The 16,861-nt window shown below is 72.8% G+C and carries 13 protein-coding genes and 1 tRNA gene; 7 read left to right on the forward strand and 7 right to left on the reverse strand.

Going from position 1 to position 16,861, the window contains the following annotated elements:
- Positions 1-173: 173 nt before the first annotated feature.
- Positions 174-1,550, reverse strand: coding sequence for an HNH endonuclease signature motif containing protein (locus ASG88_RS02460; protein ID WP_056885786.1), 1,377 nt, complete (start codon positions 1,548-1,550; stop codon positions 174-176).
- Between the two features lie 469 nt (positions 1,551-2,019).
- Between ASG88_RS02460 and ASG88_RS02465 the strand changes: the two genes are divergently transcribed.
- The 3 genes from ASG88_RS02465 to ASG88_RS02475 all read left to right on the forward strand — a co-directional run bounded on the left by ASG88_RS02465 (position 2,020) and on the right by ASG88_RS02475 (position 4,675).
- Positions 2,020-2,096 (forward strand) — tRNA-Arg (locus tag ASG88_RS02465).
- Positions 2,097-2,297: 201 nt separating this feature from the next.
- Entirely contained in the window at positions 2,298-4,010 is a 1,713-nt protein-coding gene (locus tag ASG88_RS02470; protein ID WP_235534694.1) for a choice-of-anchor I family protein, read from the forward strand.
- A 59-nt stretch (positions 4,011-4,069) separates the two neighbouring features.
- Positions 4,070-4,675: a 4'-phosphopantetheinyl transferase family protein gene (locus ASG88_RS02475; protein WP_056885787.1), complete on the forward strand. Its 606-nt coding sequence runs from the start codon at positions 4,070-4,072 to the stop codon at positions 4,673-4,675.
- Here ASG88_RS02475 and ASG88_RS02480 read toward each other — a convergent pair.
- Both ASG88_RS02480 and ASG88_RS02485 read right to left on the reverse strand, forming a co-directional pair.
- A complete protein-coding gene (locus ASG88_RS02480; RefSeq protein ID WP_056885788.1) occupies positions 4,635-5,942 on the reverse strand; it encodes a M1 family metallopeptidase in 1,308 nt (435 codons plus the stop codon). The genes ASG88_RS02475 and ASG88_RS02480 overlap by 41 nt on opposite strands.
- Positions 5,943-5,952: 10 nt before the next feature.
- Positions 5,953-9,855, reverse strand: coding sequence for a Pls/PosA family non-ribosomal peptide synthetase (locus ASG88_RS02485; RefSeq protein WP_056885789.1), 3,903 nt, complete (start codon positions 9,853-9,855; stop codon positions 5,953-5,955).
- Between the two features lie 195 nt (positions 9,856-10,050).
- Here ASG88_RS02485 and ASG88_RS02490 point away from each other — a divergent pair, with 195 nt between their 5' ends.
- On the forward strand, positions 10,051-10,929 hold the full coding sequence (locus ASG88_RS02490) for a CHAD domain-containing protein (RefSeq protein ID WP_056885790.1): 879 nt from the start codon (positions 10,051-10,053) through the stop codon (positions 10,927-10,929).
- On the opposite strand, the gene mptB is transcribed toward ASG88_RS02490, so the two are convergent.
- Positions 10,906-12,384 (reverse strand): polyprenol phosphomannose-dependent alpha 1,6 mannosyltransferase MptB, encoded by a 1,479-nt coding sequence (mptB, locus tag ASG88_RS02495; RefSeq protein ID WP_056885791.1) that lies wholly within the window; start codon positions 12,382-12,384, stop codon positions 10,906-10,908. The two genes, ASG88_RS02490 and mptB, sit on opposite strands and share 24 nt — an antisense overlap.
- 116 nt (positions 12,385-12,500) lie before the next feature.
- Positions 12,501-13,379, reverse strand: coding sequence for a glycerophosphodiester phosphodiesterase (locus tag ASG88_RS02500; RefSeq protein ID WP_056885792.1), 879 nt, complete (start codon positions 13,377-13,379; stop codon positions 12,501-12,503).
- A 204-nt stretch (positions 13,380-13,583) separates the two neighbouring features.
- On the opposite strand from ASG88_RS02500, the gene ASG88_RS24000 reads away from it, so the two are divergent.
- Complete coding sequence (locus ASG88_RS24000; RefSeq protein WP_268790229.1) at positions 13,584-13,709, forward strand: hypothetical protein; 126 nt, start codon at positions 13,584-13,586, stop codon at positions 13,707-13,709.
- 52 nt (positions 13,710-13,761) lie between these two features.
- Positions 13,762-14,844, forward strand: a complete 1,083-nt coding sequence (locus ASG88_RS02505; protein ID WP_235534695.1) for a glycosyltransferase — start codon at positions 13,762-13,764, stop codon at positions 14,842-14,844.
- Positions 14,845-14,898: 54 nt separating this feature from the next.
- Here the strand turns inward: ASG88_RS02505 and ASG88_RS02510 are convergent, their stop codons facing one another.
- Positions 14,899-15,297, reverse strand: a complete 399-nt coding sequence (locus ASG88_RS02510) for a hypothetical protein (protein ID WP_056885794.1) — start codon at positions 15,295-15,297, stop codon at positions 14,899-14,901.
- Between ASG88_RS02510 and ASG88_RS22865 the strand changes: the two genes are divergently transcribed.
- On the forward strand, positions 15,296-15,475 hold the full coding sequence (locus tag ASG88_RS22865) for a hypothetical protein (protein WP_157559512.1): 180 nt from the start codon (positions 15,296-15,298) through the stop codon (positions 15,473-15,475). The genes ASG88_RS02510 and ASG88_RS22865 overlap by 2 nt on opposite strands.
- A gap of 55 nt (positions 15,476-15,530) precedes the next feature.
- Here the strand turns inward: ASG88_RS22865 and ASG88_RS02515 are convergent, their stop codons facing one another.
- A complete protein-coding gene (locus tag ASG88_RS02515; protein ID WP_082599797.1) occupies positions 15,531-16,850 on the reverse strand; it encodes an alkaline phosphatase family protein in 1,320 nt (439 codons plus the stop codon).
- Positions 16,851-16,861: the final 11 nt, after the last annotated feature.

Below are 16,861 nucleotides of genomic sequence, written 5' to 3' on the forward strand. Positions count from 1 at the left end.
ACCCGGGCTGACTGACCGGGCGGTACGCCGGGCGGCTCTCGCCGCCGGTGTGTCGACGTACCTCCGCACCTCCGTGGGAGGCGGGTGTCGGGAACTACTCCCCTTCGTGGGCTCCATCGTGCCAGAGGGCGGGCGGGTGACCCGCACCAGCCCGCGGACGTGGGACGACCGGATCACTCGCGTCGGCGACATCGCCCGGCCGGCGTGACGTCGGTGGTGCCGACGCGGTCGCGGAGGAACTGCTGACCGTGCGGGTCCGACCACAGCCAGAGCCCGACGTCGAGGACCGAGTAGCTCCACCCCGCATGGGTCTTGAGCTGGTGGTGATGTCGGCACAGCGGGGCGATGTTGCAGTCGCACGACGGTCCACCACCGGCCGGGTCGTCGTGGTCGTAGGGGACGACGTGGTCGTGGTCGCACGTCGTCGCGGGCCTGGTGCAGTGCGGGAAGACACAGTCCTGCGCCACCAGGTCGGATCGCACGATCGTGGCGTCCTTGGGACGGTAGGCGTCGGTGGCGTCGTGCCCGGACAGGTCGAGCACCGGCAGGACCTGGAGGTGGGTGTCGGTGCGGCCGCACCACTCGCGCACGGCCTGCTCGAGCACGGCGCGACCGGTGGTCGTGTTGTGCGCGACCGGGTCGCTGCTCAGACCCTCCCTGCTGATGGTGAGCACCAGCTGCGCGCGCTTGGAGGGCGGCGGGGCGTGCTCGCCGGACAGCAGGGCCAGCGCGGCGGCGGGATCGGCCAGCACGCCGACGGCGCGCGAGCGGCGTACGTCGAGGGTGTCGGGCACGAGCCCGGCCGCCGTGTCCTGGGCCGCGAGGGCGACGGCCACGCGGGACAGCGCACGGTCGAAGTCGTGGAAGTCCTTCCAGTCCCCGCGCAGCGACATGTCGGCGATCCCGATGTGGTTGATCGAGTCGACGTGGAGGGTGGCGAAGCGCCGGTCGAGGGCCTCGAGCTGGTCGGCCTCGCGCTGCTCCGGGTAGAGCCGGAGCATGGCCTCGTCGACAGCGCGCTCGAGCGCGACGCGGCCGATCTTGTGGGCGACGTGGGCGAGATGGACGTCGAGGTGGTCGGAGACGTCGCGCGGCCGACCGATCACGGCCTGCGCGAGCATGCGCGCCTTGTGCGGCTCGACCTCCCCCGCCTCCACCCGGCTCCAGACCAGCGGGAGGCGGTGCCGGGCGAGCAGGGCGTCGCGGATCATCAGGGAGCCGGCCTGGCTGGTGCGCCCGATCGCAGCGGCAAAGGGGGCCGCCGCGTCCCAACGGACCACCGGGATGAAGGGGTCGTGGAAGCCGTCAGGATCACCGACGCATCCCTCGGCGCACCCACCGGCGAAGTCGCCGACCTCCATGTCGCGCCGGTCGGCGGCGCGACAGCCGTGGAGGCAGTCGCCCGACGGGGGCGGAACGTCGGGGTCGAGGTGGGCGTCCGCCCACTCGGCGGCGAGGAGGAACACCGCCGTCTGCGCCGCCCGCGCCTGCGCGTCGGCCTCCCGCACGCGCGAGATCACCGCGACGTCGACGGCGGAGGCGGTGGGCATGCCCCATTCTCGCTCGAACACCTGTTCGAAGTCAAGAGGCGTTCCACACCCCGCAACGGCCCTCAGGCCCACAGCAGCGGGAGCTGACGGTGCACCGACGGGTCGGCGGACCATGGCGTGATCGCCGACTGTCGCGGCCCCTGGGCGGAGTCACGTCGTACGCCGGAGCGGCACCTGCCAAAGCCATCGGCGCCTGTCGGGAGCAGGCGGGCTTCGGACTCGTGACCGTGGCCCCTCACGGCATCACGGTCGAGGAAGCCAAGGACCTGCTCTCATTCGACGCGCGCGGCGCGTCTGACCCGCATCCGGCCGGTGACGGACGAGAAGTGGATGATCTTTCGGGACGACACGGTCCGTCCCTGAGCGTCCCGGGGTGACGTCGACGCCCCTGATCCCGCTACGGCACAATGGGCGCGGACTGGAAGCCCGACCGGCGCCTGCGTGCGGCCGGACGCGTTCCCACTCCCCGGCCCCCGTAGCTCAGCTGGATAGAGCAGCGGCCTTCTAATCCGCCGGTCGCAGGTTCGAATCCTGCCGGGGGCGCCACTCGTTTGCGCAGGTCAGAACAGGTTGAGCTGCTCCGACGGCACCTCCTCCGGAGGCCGAGATGAGCCGTCGTGGCACATGTGTGGCAAGGGCGGGAACCACGGTGCTCGCTTACGTGTGTCATCAGGTCGACCCGCGGGTGCACCTGGACGTTCACCTCGGCGTCGTCGCCCGGTGGCTCGTCACTTCTACGTTCGCCCCGTGTCCACTCCAGGGTTCAAGTCCCGCCGCCCCGTCCTGTCCCTCGGCGTCACCGCCCTCGCCCTGGGAATGACGGCCATGACCGGGCCCTCCCAGGCCGCGGTGGTGCCTGAGCCGGTGTCGGTCAGCGCCGCGGGTGCGGCGCTCAGCGTCACCCCGATCGGGTCCTACGAGACCGGCGTCTTCGACGAGTCCGCCGCCGAGATCGTCGAGCACTACGCCCCGGCGCAGCGTCTCCTCGTCGTCAACGCGGCCCAGGCCCTCGTCGAGGTGCTCGACGTCTCCGACGCGTCGACCCCGACCAAGCTCTTCGACGTGCAGACCACCGACATCACCGCGAGCGACGGCTCGACGGTGCCTGCGGGCGCTGTGGCCAACTCCGTCGCGGTGCGCGCGGACGGCCTCGGTGTCATCGCGGTGGAGGCTCCTGACGCGACGGATCCCGGCTGGCTGGTCTTCTTCGACTCGGCCGGCGGTCCCGAGGCCCTCGGTGCCGTCCGGGTGGGCGCGCTCCCCGACATGGTCGAGCTGACACCCGACGGCGCGCGGGCGGTCGTCGCCAACGAGGGCGAGCCCGCCGAGGACTACAGCGTCGACCCCGAGGGCTCGATCTCGGTCGTCGCCCTGCCCGACACGGTCCGTGCGCCCGCCCAGTCGGCGGTGCGGACGGCAACCTTCCACGCCTACGAGGCGGCCGGTGCCCGGACGCTGCCCGCCGGGGCCCGCGTCTTCGGTGGTCGCGCCGACGCCGGCACCGGCACGCCGCTCCGTCCCGTGTCGGAGAACCTGGAGCCGGAGTACGTCGCGATCGACCAGCAGTCGAAGACGGCATGGGTGACGCTGCAGGAGGCGAACGCCGTGGCCGTCGTCGACCTCCGGTCCGCCAGCGTGGACCGCATCTGGAGCACGGGATCGATCGACCGGTCGGTCGTCCCCTTCGACGCCTCGGACCGGGACGGAGCCGTGAACATCCGCACCTGGCCGGTCACATCGTTCCGGATGCCGGACACCATCGCGTCCTACCAGGTCCGTGGCCGCACCTACCTCGTCACCGCCAACGAGGGCGACAGCCGCGACTGGTCCGGTTACTCCGAGGTGTCACGCGTCAAGGACCTGGGCAAGTCCGGCACACAGCCGTTGTGCGCGTCCGTCGACCCGGCCCTGAAGGCGGATGCCCAGCTGGGCCGCCTCAACGTCACGACCGCGAACGGCCTGCGCGCCGACGGCGCCTGCTACGAGCGACTGCACACCTTCGGGGGCCGCGGTTTCTCCGTGTGGACCGGTGAGGGTGACCTCGTCTTCGACTCCGGTGCCGAGCTCGAGCGGATCACCGCCGAGGCCCTTCCCACCTTCTTCAACTCCAACCACACCGAGTCCGGCTTCGACGGGCGCAGCGACGACAAGGGCCCGGAGCCCGAAGGGGTCACCCTTGGCAAGGTCGGCGGACGCACGTACGCCTTCCTCGGTCTCGAGCGGGTCGGCGGGGTGATGGTGTACGACGTGACCGACCCGGCCCGGGCGTCGTTCGTCACGTACGTCAACAACCGCGACTTCGCCTTCTCCGGCGCCACCCCGGCCGCCGGTGACCTGGGCCCTGAGGGGCTCACCTTCATCGCGGCCGAGGACTCCCCCACCGGCCGTCCGTTGGTGGGGGTCGGGAACGAGGTCTCTGGCGCCACGACCCTGCTCGACGTACGCCGCGCGCTGCGCTGACCGGGTCCTGCCGCGGGAGAGCGCTGCCGTCCGGGGCGGCGTGCGGGACACTCGGTGGCGTGACCTGGCTGTCGATGGCGTGGACGCGCGACGACGCGGCGTACGTCGCCGAGCGGATGCTGGCCGAACTGTGGCGGCGGCGCCACGGACCGGGCGCGCACTACCCCGGGACGGTGCGCGTCTGCCCACGCTGCGCGAGCACGATGCACGGACGCCCCACGATCGCCGGCCCCGACGCAGCAGCACGCCCGGCCGTAAGCATCGCCCGGACCTCCGGGGTCACGGTGGTGGCCATGACCGGGTGCCGCTCCGTCGGCGTGGACGTGGAGACGACGGCGCTCCTCGCCGCGGCGGAGGTGGCGGACGTCCTGCTGCACCCCACGGAGAAGGTCGCGGCCGTGCGCGAGCCGTCGGCCTGGGTCCGCAAGGAGGCCCTGCTCAAGGCGTCCGGCTGGGGCCTCGCCGTCGACCCGTCGACCATCCGCCTGGACGACTCGAGCGGATCACCGGTGGTCGTGGAGTGGCCGACGTCGGTGCCGCGGCCGGACTGGGTGATGGACGTGACTCTCGCCGCCGACCTGACCGCGGCGGTGGCAGGTGGCGGCCAGGTGCGCCCTCACGACGTCACGGTGCAGGAGGCAGGTCCGGGAGGGTCGCTCGGTTGAGCCAGACGTCGAAGAGCTCGGCGAGATCCTGTCCGGTCGACAGCTCCGCGAACTCGACGAAGGCCCCGGTGTTGACGGTGCCGTACGCGTGCTTGTCGGTCCAGCCGCGCAGCAAGGCGAAGAAGGCGTCGTCGCCGACGGTGAGACGCAGGGCGTGCAGGGTCAGCGCGCCGCGCTTGTAGACGCGGTCGTCGAACATGAGCTCCGGGCCGGGGTCGGCGAGCACGAGGTCCTGGTCGAGACCGGTGAGCTTCTCGTGGTGCTCCTCAGCACGCTCCTGGGCCGACGGCCCTCCGGACTCCTCGGACCAGATCCACTCGGCGTAGCAGGCGAACCCCTCGTGCAACCAGATGTCCTGCCAGCTGCCGAGGGTCAGGCTGTTGCCGAACCACTGGTGGGAGAGCTCGTGCGCGACCAGCCGGACGGAGTCCCAGTCGGAGGTCAGGAAGTTGGCCCCGAAGGCGGAGAGCCCCTGCGCCTCGAGCGGGATCTCGAGGTCGTCGTCGGTCACTACGACGGTGTAGGCCGGGAACGGGTAGGGGCCGAAGAGGCGGGAGAAGGTGTCGATCATCGCGCGCTGCTCACCGAAGGCGTCGTCGTACGACGACAGGAGACGCTGCGGCAGGACCGCGTGCATGGGCACGTCCCCGTCATCGTCGGTGCGGAGCTCGTACCGTCCGATGTGCACGGTCGCGAGGTAGGTCGCCATCGGCTGCAGCTGCTCGTAGACCCACGTGACCGTGCTCGAGCGGCGGCGGTTGCTGAGCAGGCTGCCGTTGGCGACGACGCGGTAGCCCGCCGCGACCCTGATGCTCATCCGGTAGGTGGCCTTGTTGGACGGCCGGTCGTTGCAGGGGAACCACGAGGGGGCGCCGTGCGGCTGGCCCGCGACGATCACCCCGTCGGTGAGCTCCTCCCAGCCGGCAGCCCCGAGGTGCCGTGTCTTCTCCGGGGTCGGGTGGCCGTGGTAGCGCACGGTCACGGTCACGGACTCACCGGCCGCGACCGTCTCCCCGAGACGGACCGTGAGCGTCCCGGTGCGGTCGCGGTACTTCACTGCGGCGCCGTCCACGCTCACCTTGGTGACGTCGAGGCCGTGGAGGTCGAGGGCCAGCTCGTCGGTGTCCTCGCGGATCGTGCAGTCCAGCCGCGCGGTGCCGTCGAGGCGGTTGCCCTCCAGGGAGTAGGCCAGCTCGAGGTCGTAGTGGGTGACGTCGTAGGTCAGGTCACCGTGCCCCGGCACGTAAGGGTCTGCGCCGGTCCTCATGCGTGCGCCCTCATGCGTCCGGGTGGGACGCGTCGTCGAGCCACGGACCGATGGGGTTGCCCACCCAGCGGGTCTTGTCAGGCACCAGCTCACCCCTCATCACCAAGGACACCGGGCCCACCGTAGCGTCCCGGCCGATGGTCGCCGCGGGCAGCACGACGCTGTTGGGACCGAGCGTCGAGCCCCGCCGCAGCACCACCTTGTCCATGCTCATGACGCGGTCGTGGAAGAGGTGGGTCTGCACCACGCAGCCCGCGTTGACAGTGGCCCCGTCGCGCAGCTCGACGAGGTCCGGCTCGGGGAGCCAGTAGGTCTCGCACCACACGCCGCGTCCGACGGTGGCGCCCAGGGCACGGAGCCACGCGTTGAGGGCCGGGGTGCCGGTGGCGGGCCGGGCGAACCACGGGGCGGCCACCAGCTCGACGAACGCGTCGGCCAGCTCGTTGCGCCAGACGAACGAGCTCCACAACGGCCGGTCCTCGGCCCGGTGCCGACCCACGAGGAGCCACTTGGCCGCCGTCGCCGTCGTGGCCGCGACGAGCCCGGCCACCATCAGCAGCACCCCCGAGGTCGCAGCAGCCACCACCACGTGCGTCCGATCGAGGAGCACCTCGAGGGCCACGACGAGGCCGAGGCCGATCGCCGCGGCCACGACCACAGGGACCAGCCGGCAGGCCTCCACGGCGGCGCGGGCGACCCGCAGCCGGGTCGGGGGGTCGTAGGTGCGGCTGTCGTCCACGTCGTCGCTCGCCCGGCGCAACCGGGTCGGCGGGCTGCCGAGCCACGAGGGGCCGGCTTCGGCCTGCGTACGACGGGGTGCCGCCGACAGGACGGCCACCAGTGCCCGCTTGGGGACCTTGCGGCCGGCGGCCGCCATCCCGGAGTTGCCGACGAACGCCCGCTTGCCGATCTTGACCTTCTCCACGCGCAGCCACCCACCGCCGAGCTCGTAGCTCCCGATCAGCGTGTCGTCGGCGAGGAAAGCCTGGTCGTTGATGGTGGTGAGCCCGGGGATCAGCAGGACCGTTGACGCCTCGACGTTGGTGCCCACCCGGGCACCGAGGCGCCGGAGCCACCACGGGGTGAGGGTGCTGGCGTACAGCGGGTAGAGCCAGGTGCGCGCCTCGTCGAGGACGCGGAGGGTCGCCCACGCCTGCAGCGCGGGCCTGCTGTGGACCGGGTGGTGTCCCGGTCGCAGCCCGAGGCCGGCCAGGCGCACCCCGACCAGGACGAGAGCGGCGAGCACCACCAGGCTGACGGCGGCGGCGACCGGGAGCAGGAGCAGGGCACCCGTGGCTGCGTCACGGAGTCCGGTGGCTCCGTCCAGCGAGGGGAGCAGGACGAGCAGCCCGCAGGCCAGGGCGACGAGGGGCAGCGACGAGATGCCGAGGGCGGCGGCGCCGTACGCCACGGCCCACGACAGGCGGCGCGGCGGACGCTCCGGGGACCACGGCCCCCGCGCCTCGGTCACCCGCTCGGCGGGCGAGCCCGACCAGAACTCGCGATCCGGGACGACGCCGTGGACGGCCGACCCCGGGGCCACCTCCGCGTCGCGGCCGACCCGGGCGTCGGGTCCCAGGGTGCTGCGCGTCCCGATGCGGGCACCGGCACGGACGGTGACGGCTCCGACGTGCAGCACGTCGCCGTCCAGCCAGTGCCCGGTGAGGTCGACCTCCGGCTCGACCGAGCACCCGTCCCCCAGCGTCAGGAAACCGGTCACGGGGGGCACCGAGTGCAGGTCGACGCCCCGGCCGACCTCGGCTCCCAGGGCCTTCGCGTAGAGCTGGATGAACGGGGCCCCGGCGAGGTTGACCGCACCGCACTCGTCGGCCAGCCGCTCGGCCAGCCACACCCGGAGGTGGATCCTGCCGCCGCGCGGGTAGGTGCCCGGGCGCACTCCGCGCAGCAGGAGTCGGGCCCCCAGGACGGTGGTGCCCATGCGACCCAGCGGCGTGATGAGCAGCAACCAACCGACCACGACGGCGGGCCACGGCACCGGCTCGACGTAGGTGGTCCCGAGGAGCCAGACGGCGAGGTTGTTGCCGATCGCGACCCAGGTCAGCCAGCGCAGCCCCGTGATCGTGCGCAGCGGCAGGCTGAAGGCGAGCTGCCCCCTCTGGGTCTTGGTGGGGGTGGGCCGCACGTGCCGGTCGGTGCGGGACGCGGGCGCGGCCATGGCGTCCAGCGCCCCGGCGAGGCCGGACAGGGTCGGGTGCTCGTAGACGTCGGCGACCGTGGTCTCGGGGTGGCGGCTGCGCAACCTCGACACGATCTGGGCGGCGGTGAGGCTGCCCCCGCCGAGGTCGAAGAAGTCGTCGTCACCCGAGCGCGGGGTGGCCCCGATGACCTCGCCCCACAGCTCCGCGACCCACGCGGCGGTCCCCGTGAGGTCGTCGTGCGCCCGGCTGTCGTCGGCCCCCTCGGGGAGCGGCCACGGGAGGGCGTCCCGGTCCACCTTTCCCGAGGTCTTGGTCGGCAGCGACCCGACGGTCGCCAGCCGGGGGACGAGCGCCGCGGGCTGCGACTCCCGCAACAGGGCGAGGGCGGTCGGGGCGTCGAAGGTCTCGTCCACCTGGACGTATCCCACCAGCAGGGTGTTGCCGGCCTGCGTCCTCCGCACGGCGGCCGCCGCACCCCGCACGCCGGGCAGCCGGAGCAGCACGCTGTCCACCTCGCCGAGCTCGATGCGCCGGCCACCGAGCTTGACCTGGTCGTCGGCGCGGCCCACGAAGACGTTACCGTCGCCGTCGTCGCACACCAGGTCCCCACTGCGGTAGGCGCGGGCCCAGCCCAGCGACGTCATCGGGGCGTACTTCTCGGCGTCCTTGTCCGCATCCAGGTAGCGGGCCAGGCCGACTCCTCCGATGATCAGCTCGCCCACCGCCCCGGGGGGCACCGGCCGACCCTCCGCGTCCACGACGGCGAGGTCCCACCCGTCGAGCGGCAGCCCGATCCGCACCGGCCCGTCCGGGCCCAGCCGGGCGCCGCACGAGACGACCGTCGCCTCCGTGGGTCCGTAGGTGTTCCAGACCTCGCGACCGTCGTGGGCCAGCCGGGCTCCGATCTCGGGCGGGCAGGCCTCTCCACCGAGGATGAGGAGTCGGACCGCGGCCAGGGACTCGGTGGGCCACAGGGTGACCAGCGTCGGGACGGTGGACACGACGGTGATGTCGTTGGCGAGCAGCCAGGGGCCGACGTCCACGCCGCTGCGCACCAGCGAGCGCGGGGCTGGGACCAGGCAGGCTCCGTGCGCCCAGGCCAGCCACATCTCCTCGCAGGACGCGTCGAACGCGACCGAGAGGCCCGCCATCACGCGGTCCTGGGGTCCCAGCGGGTCGCCGCGGAGGAACATCCGTGACTCCGCGTCGACGAAGGCGGCGGCAGATCGGTGCGACACGGCCACGCCCTTCGGCGTACCGGTGGATCCCGACGTGAAGATCACCCACGCGTCGTCGTCGGGACCCGCGGGCCCGTCGGTGCGGGGCCCCCCGGGCGGCCTTCGCAGGGCGACGGCGAGATCGTTGCCGACCACCGCGGCGACCGCGGCCTCCCCGAAGACCAGGCGGGCGCGCTCGTCGGGGTCCTCGGCGTCGACCGGGACGTACGCCGATCCGGCGAGGAGCACGCCCATGATGGCGACGTACAGGTCCGGGGTTCCGGACTTGATCCGGACGCCGACCCGGTCGCCACGTCCCACCCCCATGCTGTTGAGGTCGTCGGCCAGGGCGAGGGCCGCGTCCGCGAACTCCTCGTAGGTCAGCTGCTCGGCGCCGTTGTCGAGCGCGCGAGACTCGGGGTGGGCGTCGAGCGTCGCCTCGAAGACGTCGACGAGAGTGCGTGGCGGTGGGGCGAGCCCGCCGCGACGCAGGCGGGTGTCGGTCACCGGTGGGCGGGACGAGGCGGGTGACGACACGCGACGAGTCTCGTCGAGTCAGGTGAACAACGGGTACGCCGTCCAGACCTGCGCTGCGCTCGTGGTCACCCGCGGATCTGTTCACCTGCGGTCGCTAGCGTGCGCGCTGCGACCGGACGAGGCCGGGTCTCGCGCCGCACAGAGAGCTCGGTGAGGTCCGTCCACATGGCCAGTCAGGACACGAGAGGTCGACCCGTGACCGCGGCGGAAGCCCTCACGCCGGGGTTGCGTCGGCAGGTGGCCGACCTCCGGTCGGCGGAGAACGAGGTCCGCGCCCAGACACCCGAGGCCGTCCACCACTTCCGGGTGGCCACCCGGAGGTTGCGGAGCGGGTTGGCGGCCTTCGAGCCGCTGCTCGACGCACGCACCTGCCGCACGCTGGTCGACGACCTCCGGATCACGGCCGGGGAGGTCGCCCCCGCCCAGGACGCCGGGGTCGTCCGGAGGCTGGTCGAGGCCGAGGTCGCCGGCGAGGGAGACCCGGTCGCGGCCCGCGTTCACGTCCGGTTGGTCGAGTACCTCGAGCACCGCGAGGAGCAGGGCTGGCAGCAGGCCGTCGAGCACCTCGACGACCCGGCGTACGACGACCTCACCCGCAGCCTGGAGCGTCTCGTCGACCTCCCGCCGTGGGCGCCGACGGCGCACCTCCCCGCGGACGACGTCCTCGTCCCGCTCCTGCGTTCGGAGTGGTCACGCTTCCGACGTAGGGCCCGTGCGGCCCTGGAGGACCTGGAGGTCCCCACCGCGAGCGACCGTCTCCACGAGGCACGCAAGGCGAGCAAGCGCGCGCGTCACGTCGCCGAGTCGCTGACCGATCTGCTGGGTCGTCCTGCCAAGCGACTCGCCAGGACGGCCGCAGAGGTGCAGAAGGCCCTGGGCGGCGACCAGGACCAGCGGTTGGTCCAGGTGTTCCTCCGTGAGGCCCAGCGTGACCTCACGCTCACGGGACTGGAGGCCCTGGCGCTGGCCGACATCCGGGAGACCGGTGCCGCCGTCGCCGCGACCCGACATGCGGAGCTCGAGGTCGTCCTCCGGGGTGCGGACAAGAAGTCACTGAGGGCCTGGATGCGCTGACCGCGCCGTCCGCGCGGGATTCGGCCTCGGACTCGACGCGACCGGCAACCAGGCGGCGCCGGCGATCGCCTCGATCCGCTGCCGCGCGGTCCGGGTGACCAGCAGCACCAGCACCAACCCCGTGGTGAGCAGGGAACCGACGACGATGGCCAGGTATGCCCCGTGCAGGGACGAGTCCAGCGGCGCGACGAGCCCGGAGACGACCACGGCAGCCAGCAGACCCACGGTCCCCAGCTGCGGCAGGCGGATCGTGGCGAGGAACGGCAGCGCCCAGAGGAAGTACCACAGGTGCACGACCGGACTGAGCAGGATCAAGGCACTCATCACCACCGCGACGGCGGACACGGCGTGCATGCGCAGCCCCGTGAGCGGCCACCTCAGCGCGACCCGGACCGCGACCGCGAGCGCGAGGACCTGGGCAGCGCTCCGCACCACCGCCAGGAACACGTCCGGCTGGGAGCCGATACCCAGCCACCCGGCGACCACGTCCAGGAGACCTCCCACCACGGTGGGGAGCGAGAGCGGCACCTTGACCGTGCCCGGCACACCCAGTGCATGCACCCAGCCGATGCCGAGCCCGGCGGCCATGCCGGGGAGGACGAGCACCGCGCACGCGACCGCACCGACCTTGGACAACAGTTGAAAGCGGACGGCGAGTCCAGCACCCGCTGGGAGCACGACCAGGGCCACGCCGATGCACACCAGGCCGCCGGGCAGCTTGACCGCGGCCGCCAGACCGCCGAGGACCGCCCCCCAGACCCAGCCTCGTTCGGCGGCCAGCACCAGCGCCGACGTCATCAGCCCGACCATGAGCACGTCGTTGTGCAGACCACCGACACCATGGGCCAGCGTCAGCGGCGAACAGAGCACGACAGCCGACGCCAGGGCCGGATTCGTGCCCGACCAGGCGGCAAGCCGAGGCACCGACCAGGCCAGCAACGCCAACCCCACGAGCGCGAAGATCCTGTGTGCCACCACCAGCGTCCACGGGTCGCTGGTGAGGCCCGCCGCCGCTTGGCCGAACAGGAGCGGCACGGGCCCGTACGGGGCGGGCGTGTCCAGCCAGCGGGGGTCGACCCCCTGCACGATCGGACCTGTGAGCACTCCTGGGCCGTGCTCGTACGGCGAGATGCCGACATGCGCCAGCATGCCCTGCGCGGCGTACGACCAGCCATCCCGGGAGAACAGCGGGGGCGCGAGGACGAGCGGGAACGACCACACGACGGCCGTGCGTCGCACCAGCGCCACCGCGTCGGCACACTCCGGTCCCTCGGCTCGGGCGGCGTGCCGGCACAGCCGCAGCCACGACGCGGCGTACAGGGCCAGGCCCACCAGCACGACCGTGAGTCCGACCATGCGGCCGGCCTCGGTCGCGCGCAGCGACCGGATCAGCGAGATCTGCAGGACCGGCGTCGACTCCGGCAGCGTCGAGATGATGATCCCGCCGACCAGCACGAGGATCCCACCGGCGCCCCCCCCCGAACGATCACGCGCCGAGGCTAGGTCTGGTCACCGACGCACTCGCGACGACCGCATGAACGCGACCGGAACGGTCCTCCCGACTTCGCGGTTCAGGCGCGGACCCGGGGGCTCACCGGTCCTGGCGGCTGCCGGCGTCCCAGGCGGCGGCGCTCGCCATGGCGGCCGAGCGCCCCGGAGAGCCGGGCCGGCTCGTTGGTGATGATGCCGTCGAAACCGAGGTCGAGGGCGCGTCGCATCGCCCAGGCCCGGTTGACCGTCCACGCGAGGCAGCTCATGCCGTGCCGGTGCACCTCGTCGACGTACGAGCGGTCCACCGACCAGTGGTGCGGGTTCACCTGGTCGGCCCACGTTCCGAGGGCCGCGAGGTTGGCCCGCGCCGGAGACCCGAGCAGTCCGACCTCCACCTCGGGAGCCCGCGTCTTGAGGGCCTTCATGGCCGCGAAGTCGAAGGACTCGATGACGAGCCGCCGGTCGGCGACCGCTGCCTCCCAGTAGCCGGGGACGCCACGCAGGGTGCTCAGGACGTCGGTGACGATGCCGGGGTAGAGCGACGGAGCCTTCAGCTCGAGCAGCAGTCCGGTGCCGCTGGAGCGTGCCGCGTCGATCGCTTCCTCCAGGGTGGGGATCCGCCCGCCGGCGAACTCCGGTCCCTTCCAGGCGCCGGCGTCGGGACCCTGCAGCTCGTCGTGGTCGAAGTCGGCCACGATCCACGGCGCGCGACGCGGGTAGCGCAGCCTGACGTCGGTCGTCCGGGTCAACGTGGTGTCGTGGATGACGACCAGGGCTCCGTCCCGGGACCGCTGGACGTCGAGCTCGATGCTGTCGACACCCAGTCTCACGGCACCGCGCACCGACGCCAGCGTGTTCTCCGGGTGATCTGCGCTCGCGCCTCGGTGCGCGATCCTGAGGACGCGTCGCGCGTCGCCCCGGTCGACCTGCGTGTGGGGGCTCTGCACCGGCTGACGCATGACTTCATCCCCTCTGCGACGCGATCACGGCCTCTGCAGACTGATGGGTGGCGATGACGTGCACGTGACGACTGGACGGCTGGGCCCCTGCCAGTCGTGGAAGACCGCGCGTGAGCCACCAGGTGGATCCCTCGACCCCGGACGAGCTGGCGCACCATGCCCCGAAGCGCGTCCTTCACCCAACACGCGGCCGAGGGTCGCCGGGTGTTCACGACACCCGGCGAGCCTGCGGCCATGTGCTCCGCGATCGTCACCGAGCTGTCCCTCCCACCCGTGCAGGGCCTGACCAGCACGGCCGTGGTCGACGGCCGCCACGACCCGGCGGCCTGACCTCGTGCGCATCGCTCAGCTCGCCAACTTCATCGGACCGGCATCCGGGGGCATGAAGACCGCAGTACACGCCCTCGGCGTCGGGTACGTCGCCGCCGGAGCCGAGCGGCTCCTCGTGGTGCCCGGGCCCCGGGACGCCCGCACCGTCACCGAAGCCGGAGACGTCGTGCAGGTGCGCTCCCCACGCGTCGGCGGCGGCTACCGTCTCATCCTCGAACCCTGGCGGGTGATCGAGACCCTGGAGGCCTTCGGACCCACCTCGGTGGAGATGTCGGACAAGTCCACCTTGCTGCCGGTGACCTCGTGGGCGCGACGCCGAGGAGTCCCGTCACTGCTCTTCTCCCACGAACGGCTCGACGCGATGCTGGAGCTCCGCACCGGTTGGACGGTCGGCGTGGCACCCCCCGTCGAGCTGCTGAACCGTGCGCTCGTCCGTCGCTTCGACGGCATCGTGGTCACCTCGGAGTTCGCCCGTCGAGAGTTCCGGGAGATCGCGGCCGCAGCCGGGACCCCGGTCCACCAAGTCGCGCTAGGCGTCGACCTGGAGACCTTCCGACCCCTCACGGAGGCTCCGCCACACGACGGTGTCCTCAAGCTGGTGCACTTCGGCAGGCTGTCCCGGGAGAAGAGCCCGGACCTGGCGGTCGCCACGGCCCTCGCCCTCCACCGGCGCGGAGTCCCCGTGCGGCTCGACGTGTACGGCGACGGCCCCCTCCGCAGGCAGCTGGAGCGGATGGCCGCCTCGGGCCCCGTGGTCCTTCACGGTCACGTCGCGGACCGCGCCACCCTGGGCCGAGCGATCGCCCGGGCGGATGTCGCCCTGTCGCCGTGCCCGGGCGAGACCTTCGGGCTCGCGGTCCTGGAGGCGTTGGCGTCCGGGGTCCCCGTGGTCACCGCGGACGTGGGTGGAGCACGGGAGCTCGTCGACCACGCGTCGGGTGGCTGGGCGGCGCCCGAGCCCGAAGCCCTCGCCGACGCGGTGCTCGAGGTCGCCGGCCGACCCATCTCGGCGCGCCGTGCGGGGGCGCGGTTGCGGGCCGAGGAGTTCAGGTGGGATCGCACCGTCGCGGCCATGCTCGCGCTGCACGGTGAGATCTCCGGAGAGTCGACGGCGCTGGCTCGCAGCACGGCCTGATCGGGCACCCTGCCCGACGGACTGGCGGATGCGACCCCCTCCCGGTGAAGGTCGTCAGTGGGGCTGATCTGCCACGACGTCGACCAGGACGCCCTCCGCCACCGGGTCGTACCGCTCGCCGGGCAGGGCGATCCACGACGCGGCGGCGCCGAGCAGGCACAGCACTCCGATCAGGAGGCAGGCGGCGGACAGGCCGTCCATGAAGGCGCCGTCCATGGCGGCGGCGACCTCCGGCGACCGGGCCGCGAGCGCGTCGGTGAAGCCGACCGAGTCGCCGGCCCTCTCCAGCAGGCCAGCCGGCAGCCGGCCGTCGAGGGCCTCGACCAGGCGGGCGGCGTACAGCGAGGAGAAGAGCGAGCCGACGACCGCCACCCCGAGGGTGCCGCCCAGCTCGCGCGCTGCGTCCTTGACCGCGGACCCCACCCCGGCACGGGCCGTCGGGAGCACCTGCATGATCGACTCGGTGGCGCGCTGCCCTCGACGACCTGGTCGCCGCAACGTCGAGGGCCCACTGCGGGGCATGCCGCAGGAGGACCGCGACGGCGCCCTCGCGTCGCTCCTGCTCAGCATCGAGCGCGGAATCGGCGCGGGCGGCGACTGGCCCGACCTGACCGACAGCCCGAGCCAGTAGTCCGAACAGGTGGCAGGCTGAGCCCCCTTCCGGGCAGCCATCCCCGGGCTTGCCGTCAGCGCCTCGGCAGCCGGGAGCTCCCGTCGTACCCACCCTCGGGCGCCCCGACGCCGAAGAAGGCGGCGAGCGTCGGTGCCACGTCGAGGGTACGCGCCTCCGCGGAGGCCGTGGCCCCGCGCGGTACGCCGGGGTGCCCGCCGCCGATGAACCACGGGATCGGCCGCGTCGCCGGGTGGCCGTGGTTGCCCGGGATCGGGTTGGAGAAGACGTCGGGGTCGGTGAACCGCCAGCCGGCCCTTGCGTGGGCCACCACGTCACCGCTGAGTGGACCGGTCCGCAGGGTCGGGTCGACGAGCGGGTCGAGGGCCTCGAGCACGCCCGGGGTGGCGGAGGCCAGCGAGATCATCCGGGCCACGGCGGCGTCCCGTGACGCGGGGTCGCCGGTCCAGTAGAGGAGGTCGGCGCCCCCGTTGTCGGCGATGACCACGCGGCCTGCCAGCAGCGGGTCGGCGTCGAGGACGGGTTGCAGGTGGATGATCGAGTCGGGCCGCGACCAGTCCATCGAGTGGTCGGCGAGCACGATGACGATCGAGTCCTGCCAGCGGCCCGACCCGACGAGCTCGTCGACGAAGCGGCCGACCTGGAGGTCCGTGGCCGCGAGCGCGGCCTGGCGGGCGAGCCGCAGCGACAGCGGACCGGAGAGGTCGGAGTGGCCGACCCGGTCGATGTCACCGAGGTTGACGAAGACCAGGTTCGGGTCGTGCTCGTCGAGCATGACCAGCGCCGCGTCCATGGTGGCCTGGTCTGGCGCGTGCCCCGAGACGGGGACGACCGGCGCCGGCTCCCAGCGGTGGGTCGCCCGGTCACCGAAGACGCCGTACAGGTACTCCTTGCTCAGCACCGTCCCGGTCGTGAGGCCCGCGTCGTTGAGCCGCTCGATGACGGTGTCGACCCGGATGTCGGTCGGCCGGTCCATGTCCCGGACGACGCCCTCGGCGCGGTCGTAGACAGAGTTGGCAGGTACGCCGCTGCGGTCCGGCCGGACTCCGGTCATCATCATCACGTGGTTGGGGATGGTCTCCATGATCGGCATCGACGAGGCGAACGGGTGGTTCAGCCCACCGTCGCGCAGGGCGGCCGCCCGGGGCATCAGGGGTGCGGTGACCTCGTCGGGTCGGCACCCGTCGAGGACGAGGACGTAGGCCCGCTTCGGTGACCGCGCGGCCGCGGCCGGGGAGGCACCGCCGGCCGTGGAGATCGCCACGGCGGCACCGCCGGCGCCGACGACCTTCAGCAACGACCGGCGCCCGGTCCGGAGCTCGTCGAGACCGTCGGCGAAGGCGCGTCGTCGGGTGGGGTGGGTCTGCTCGCACATGGGTGGTCCTC

It is taken from the genome of Nocardioides sp. Soil777, assembly GCF_001428425.1.
Classification (GTDB): Bacteria; Actinomycetota; Actinomycetes; order Propionibacteriales; family Nocardioidaceae; genus Nocardioides; species Nocardioides terrigena.

Bases quoted from the DNA above. Each gene is read 5' to 3' on its own strand.
- ASG88_RS02480 (WP_056885788.1), bottom strand. From the start codon at position 5,942: ATGAGGACCGGCGCAGACCCTTACGTGCCGGGGCACGGTGACCTGACC.
- ASG88_RS02460 (WP_056885786.1), bottom strand. From the start codon at position 1,550: ATGCCCACCGCCTCCGCCGTCGACGTCGCGGTGATCTCGCGCGTGCGG.
- ASG88_RS02510 (WP_056885794.1), bottom strand. From the start codon at position 15,297: ATGCAGGTGCTCCCGACGGCCCGTGCCGGGGTGGGGTCCGCGGTCAAG.
- ASG88_RS02505 (WP_235534695.1), top strand. From the start codon at position 13,762: ATGAAGACCGCAGTACACGCCCTCGGCGTCGGGTACGTCGCCGCCGGA.
- ASG88_RS02515 (WP_082599797.1), bottom strand. From the start codon at position 16,850: ATGTGCGAGCAGACCCACCCCACCCGACGACGCGCCTTCGCCGACGGT.
- ASG88_RS22865 (WP_157559512.1), top strand. From the start codon at position 15,296: ATGATCGACTCGGTGGCGCGCTGCCCTCGACGACCTGGTCGCCGCAAC.
- ASG88_RS02500 (WP_056885792.1), bottom strand. From the start codon at position 13,379: ATGCGTCAGCCGGTGCAGAGCCCCCACACGCAGGTCGACCGGGGCGAC.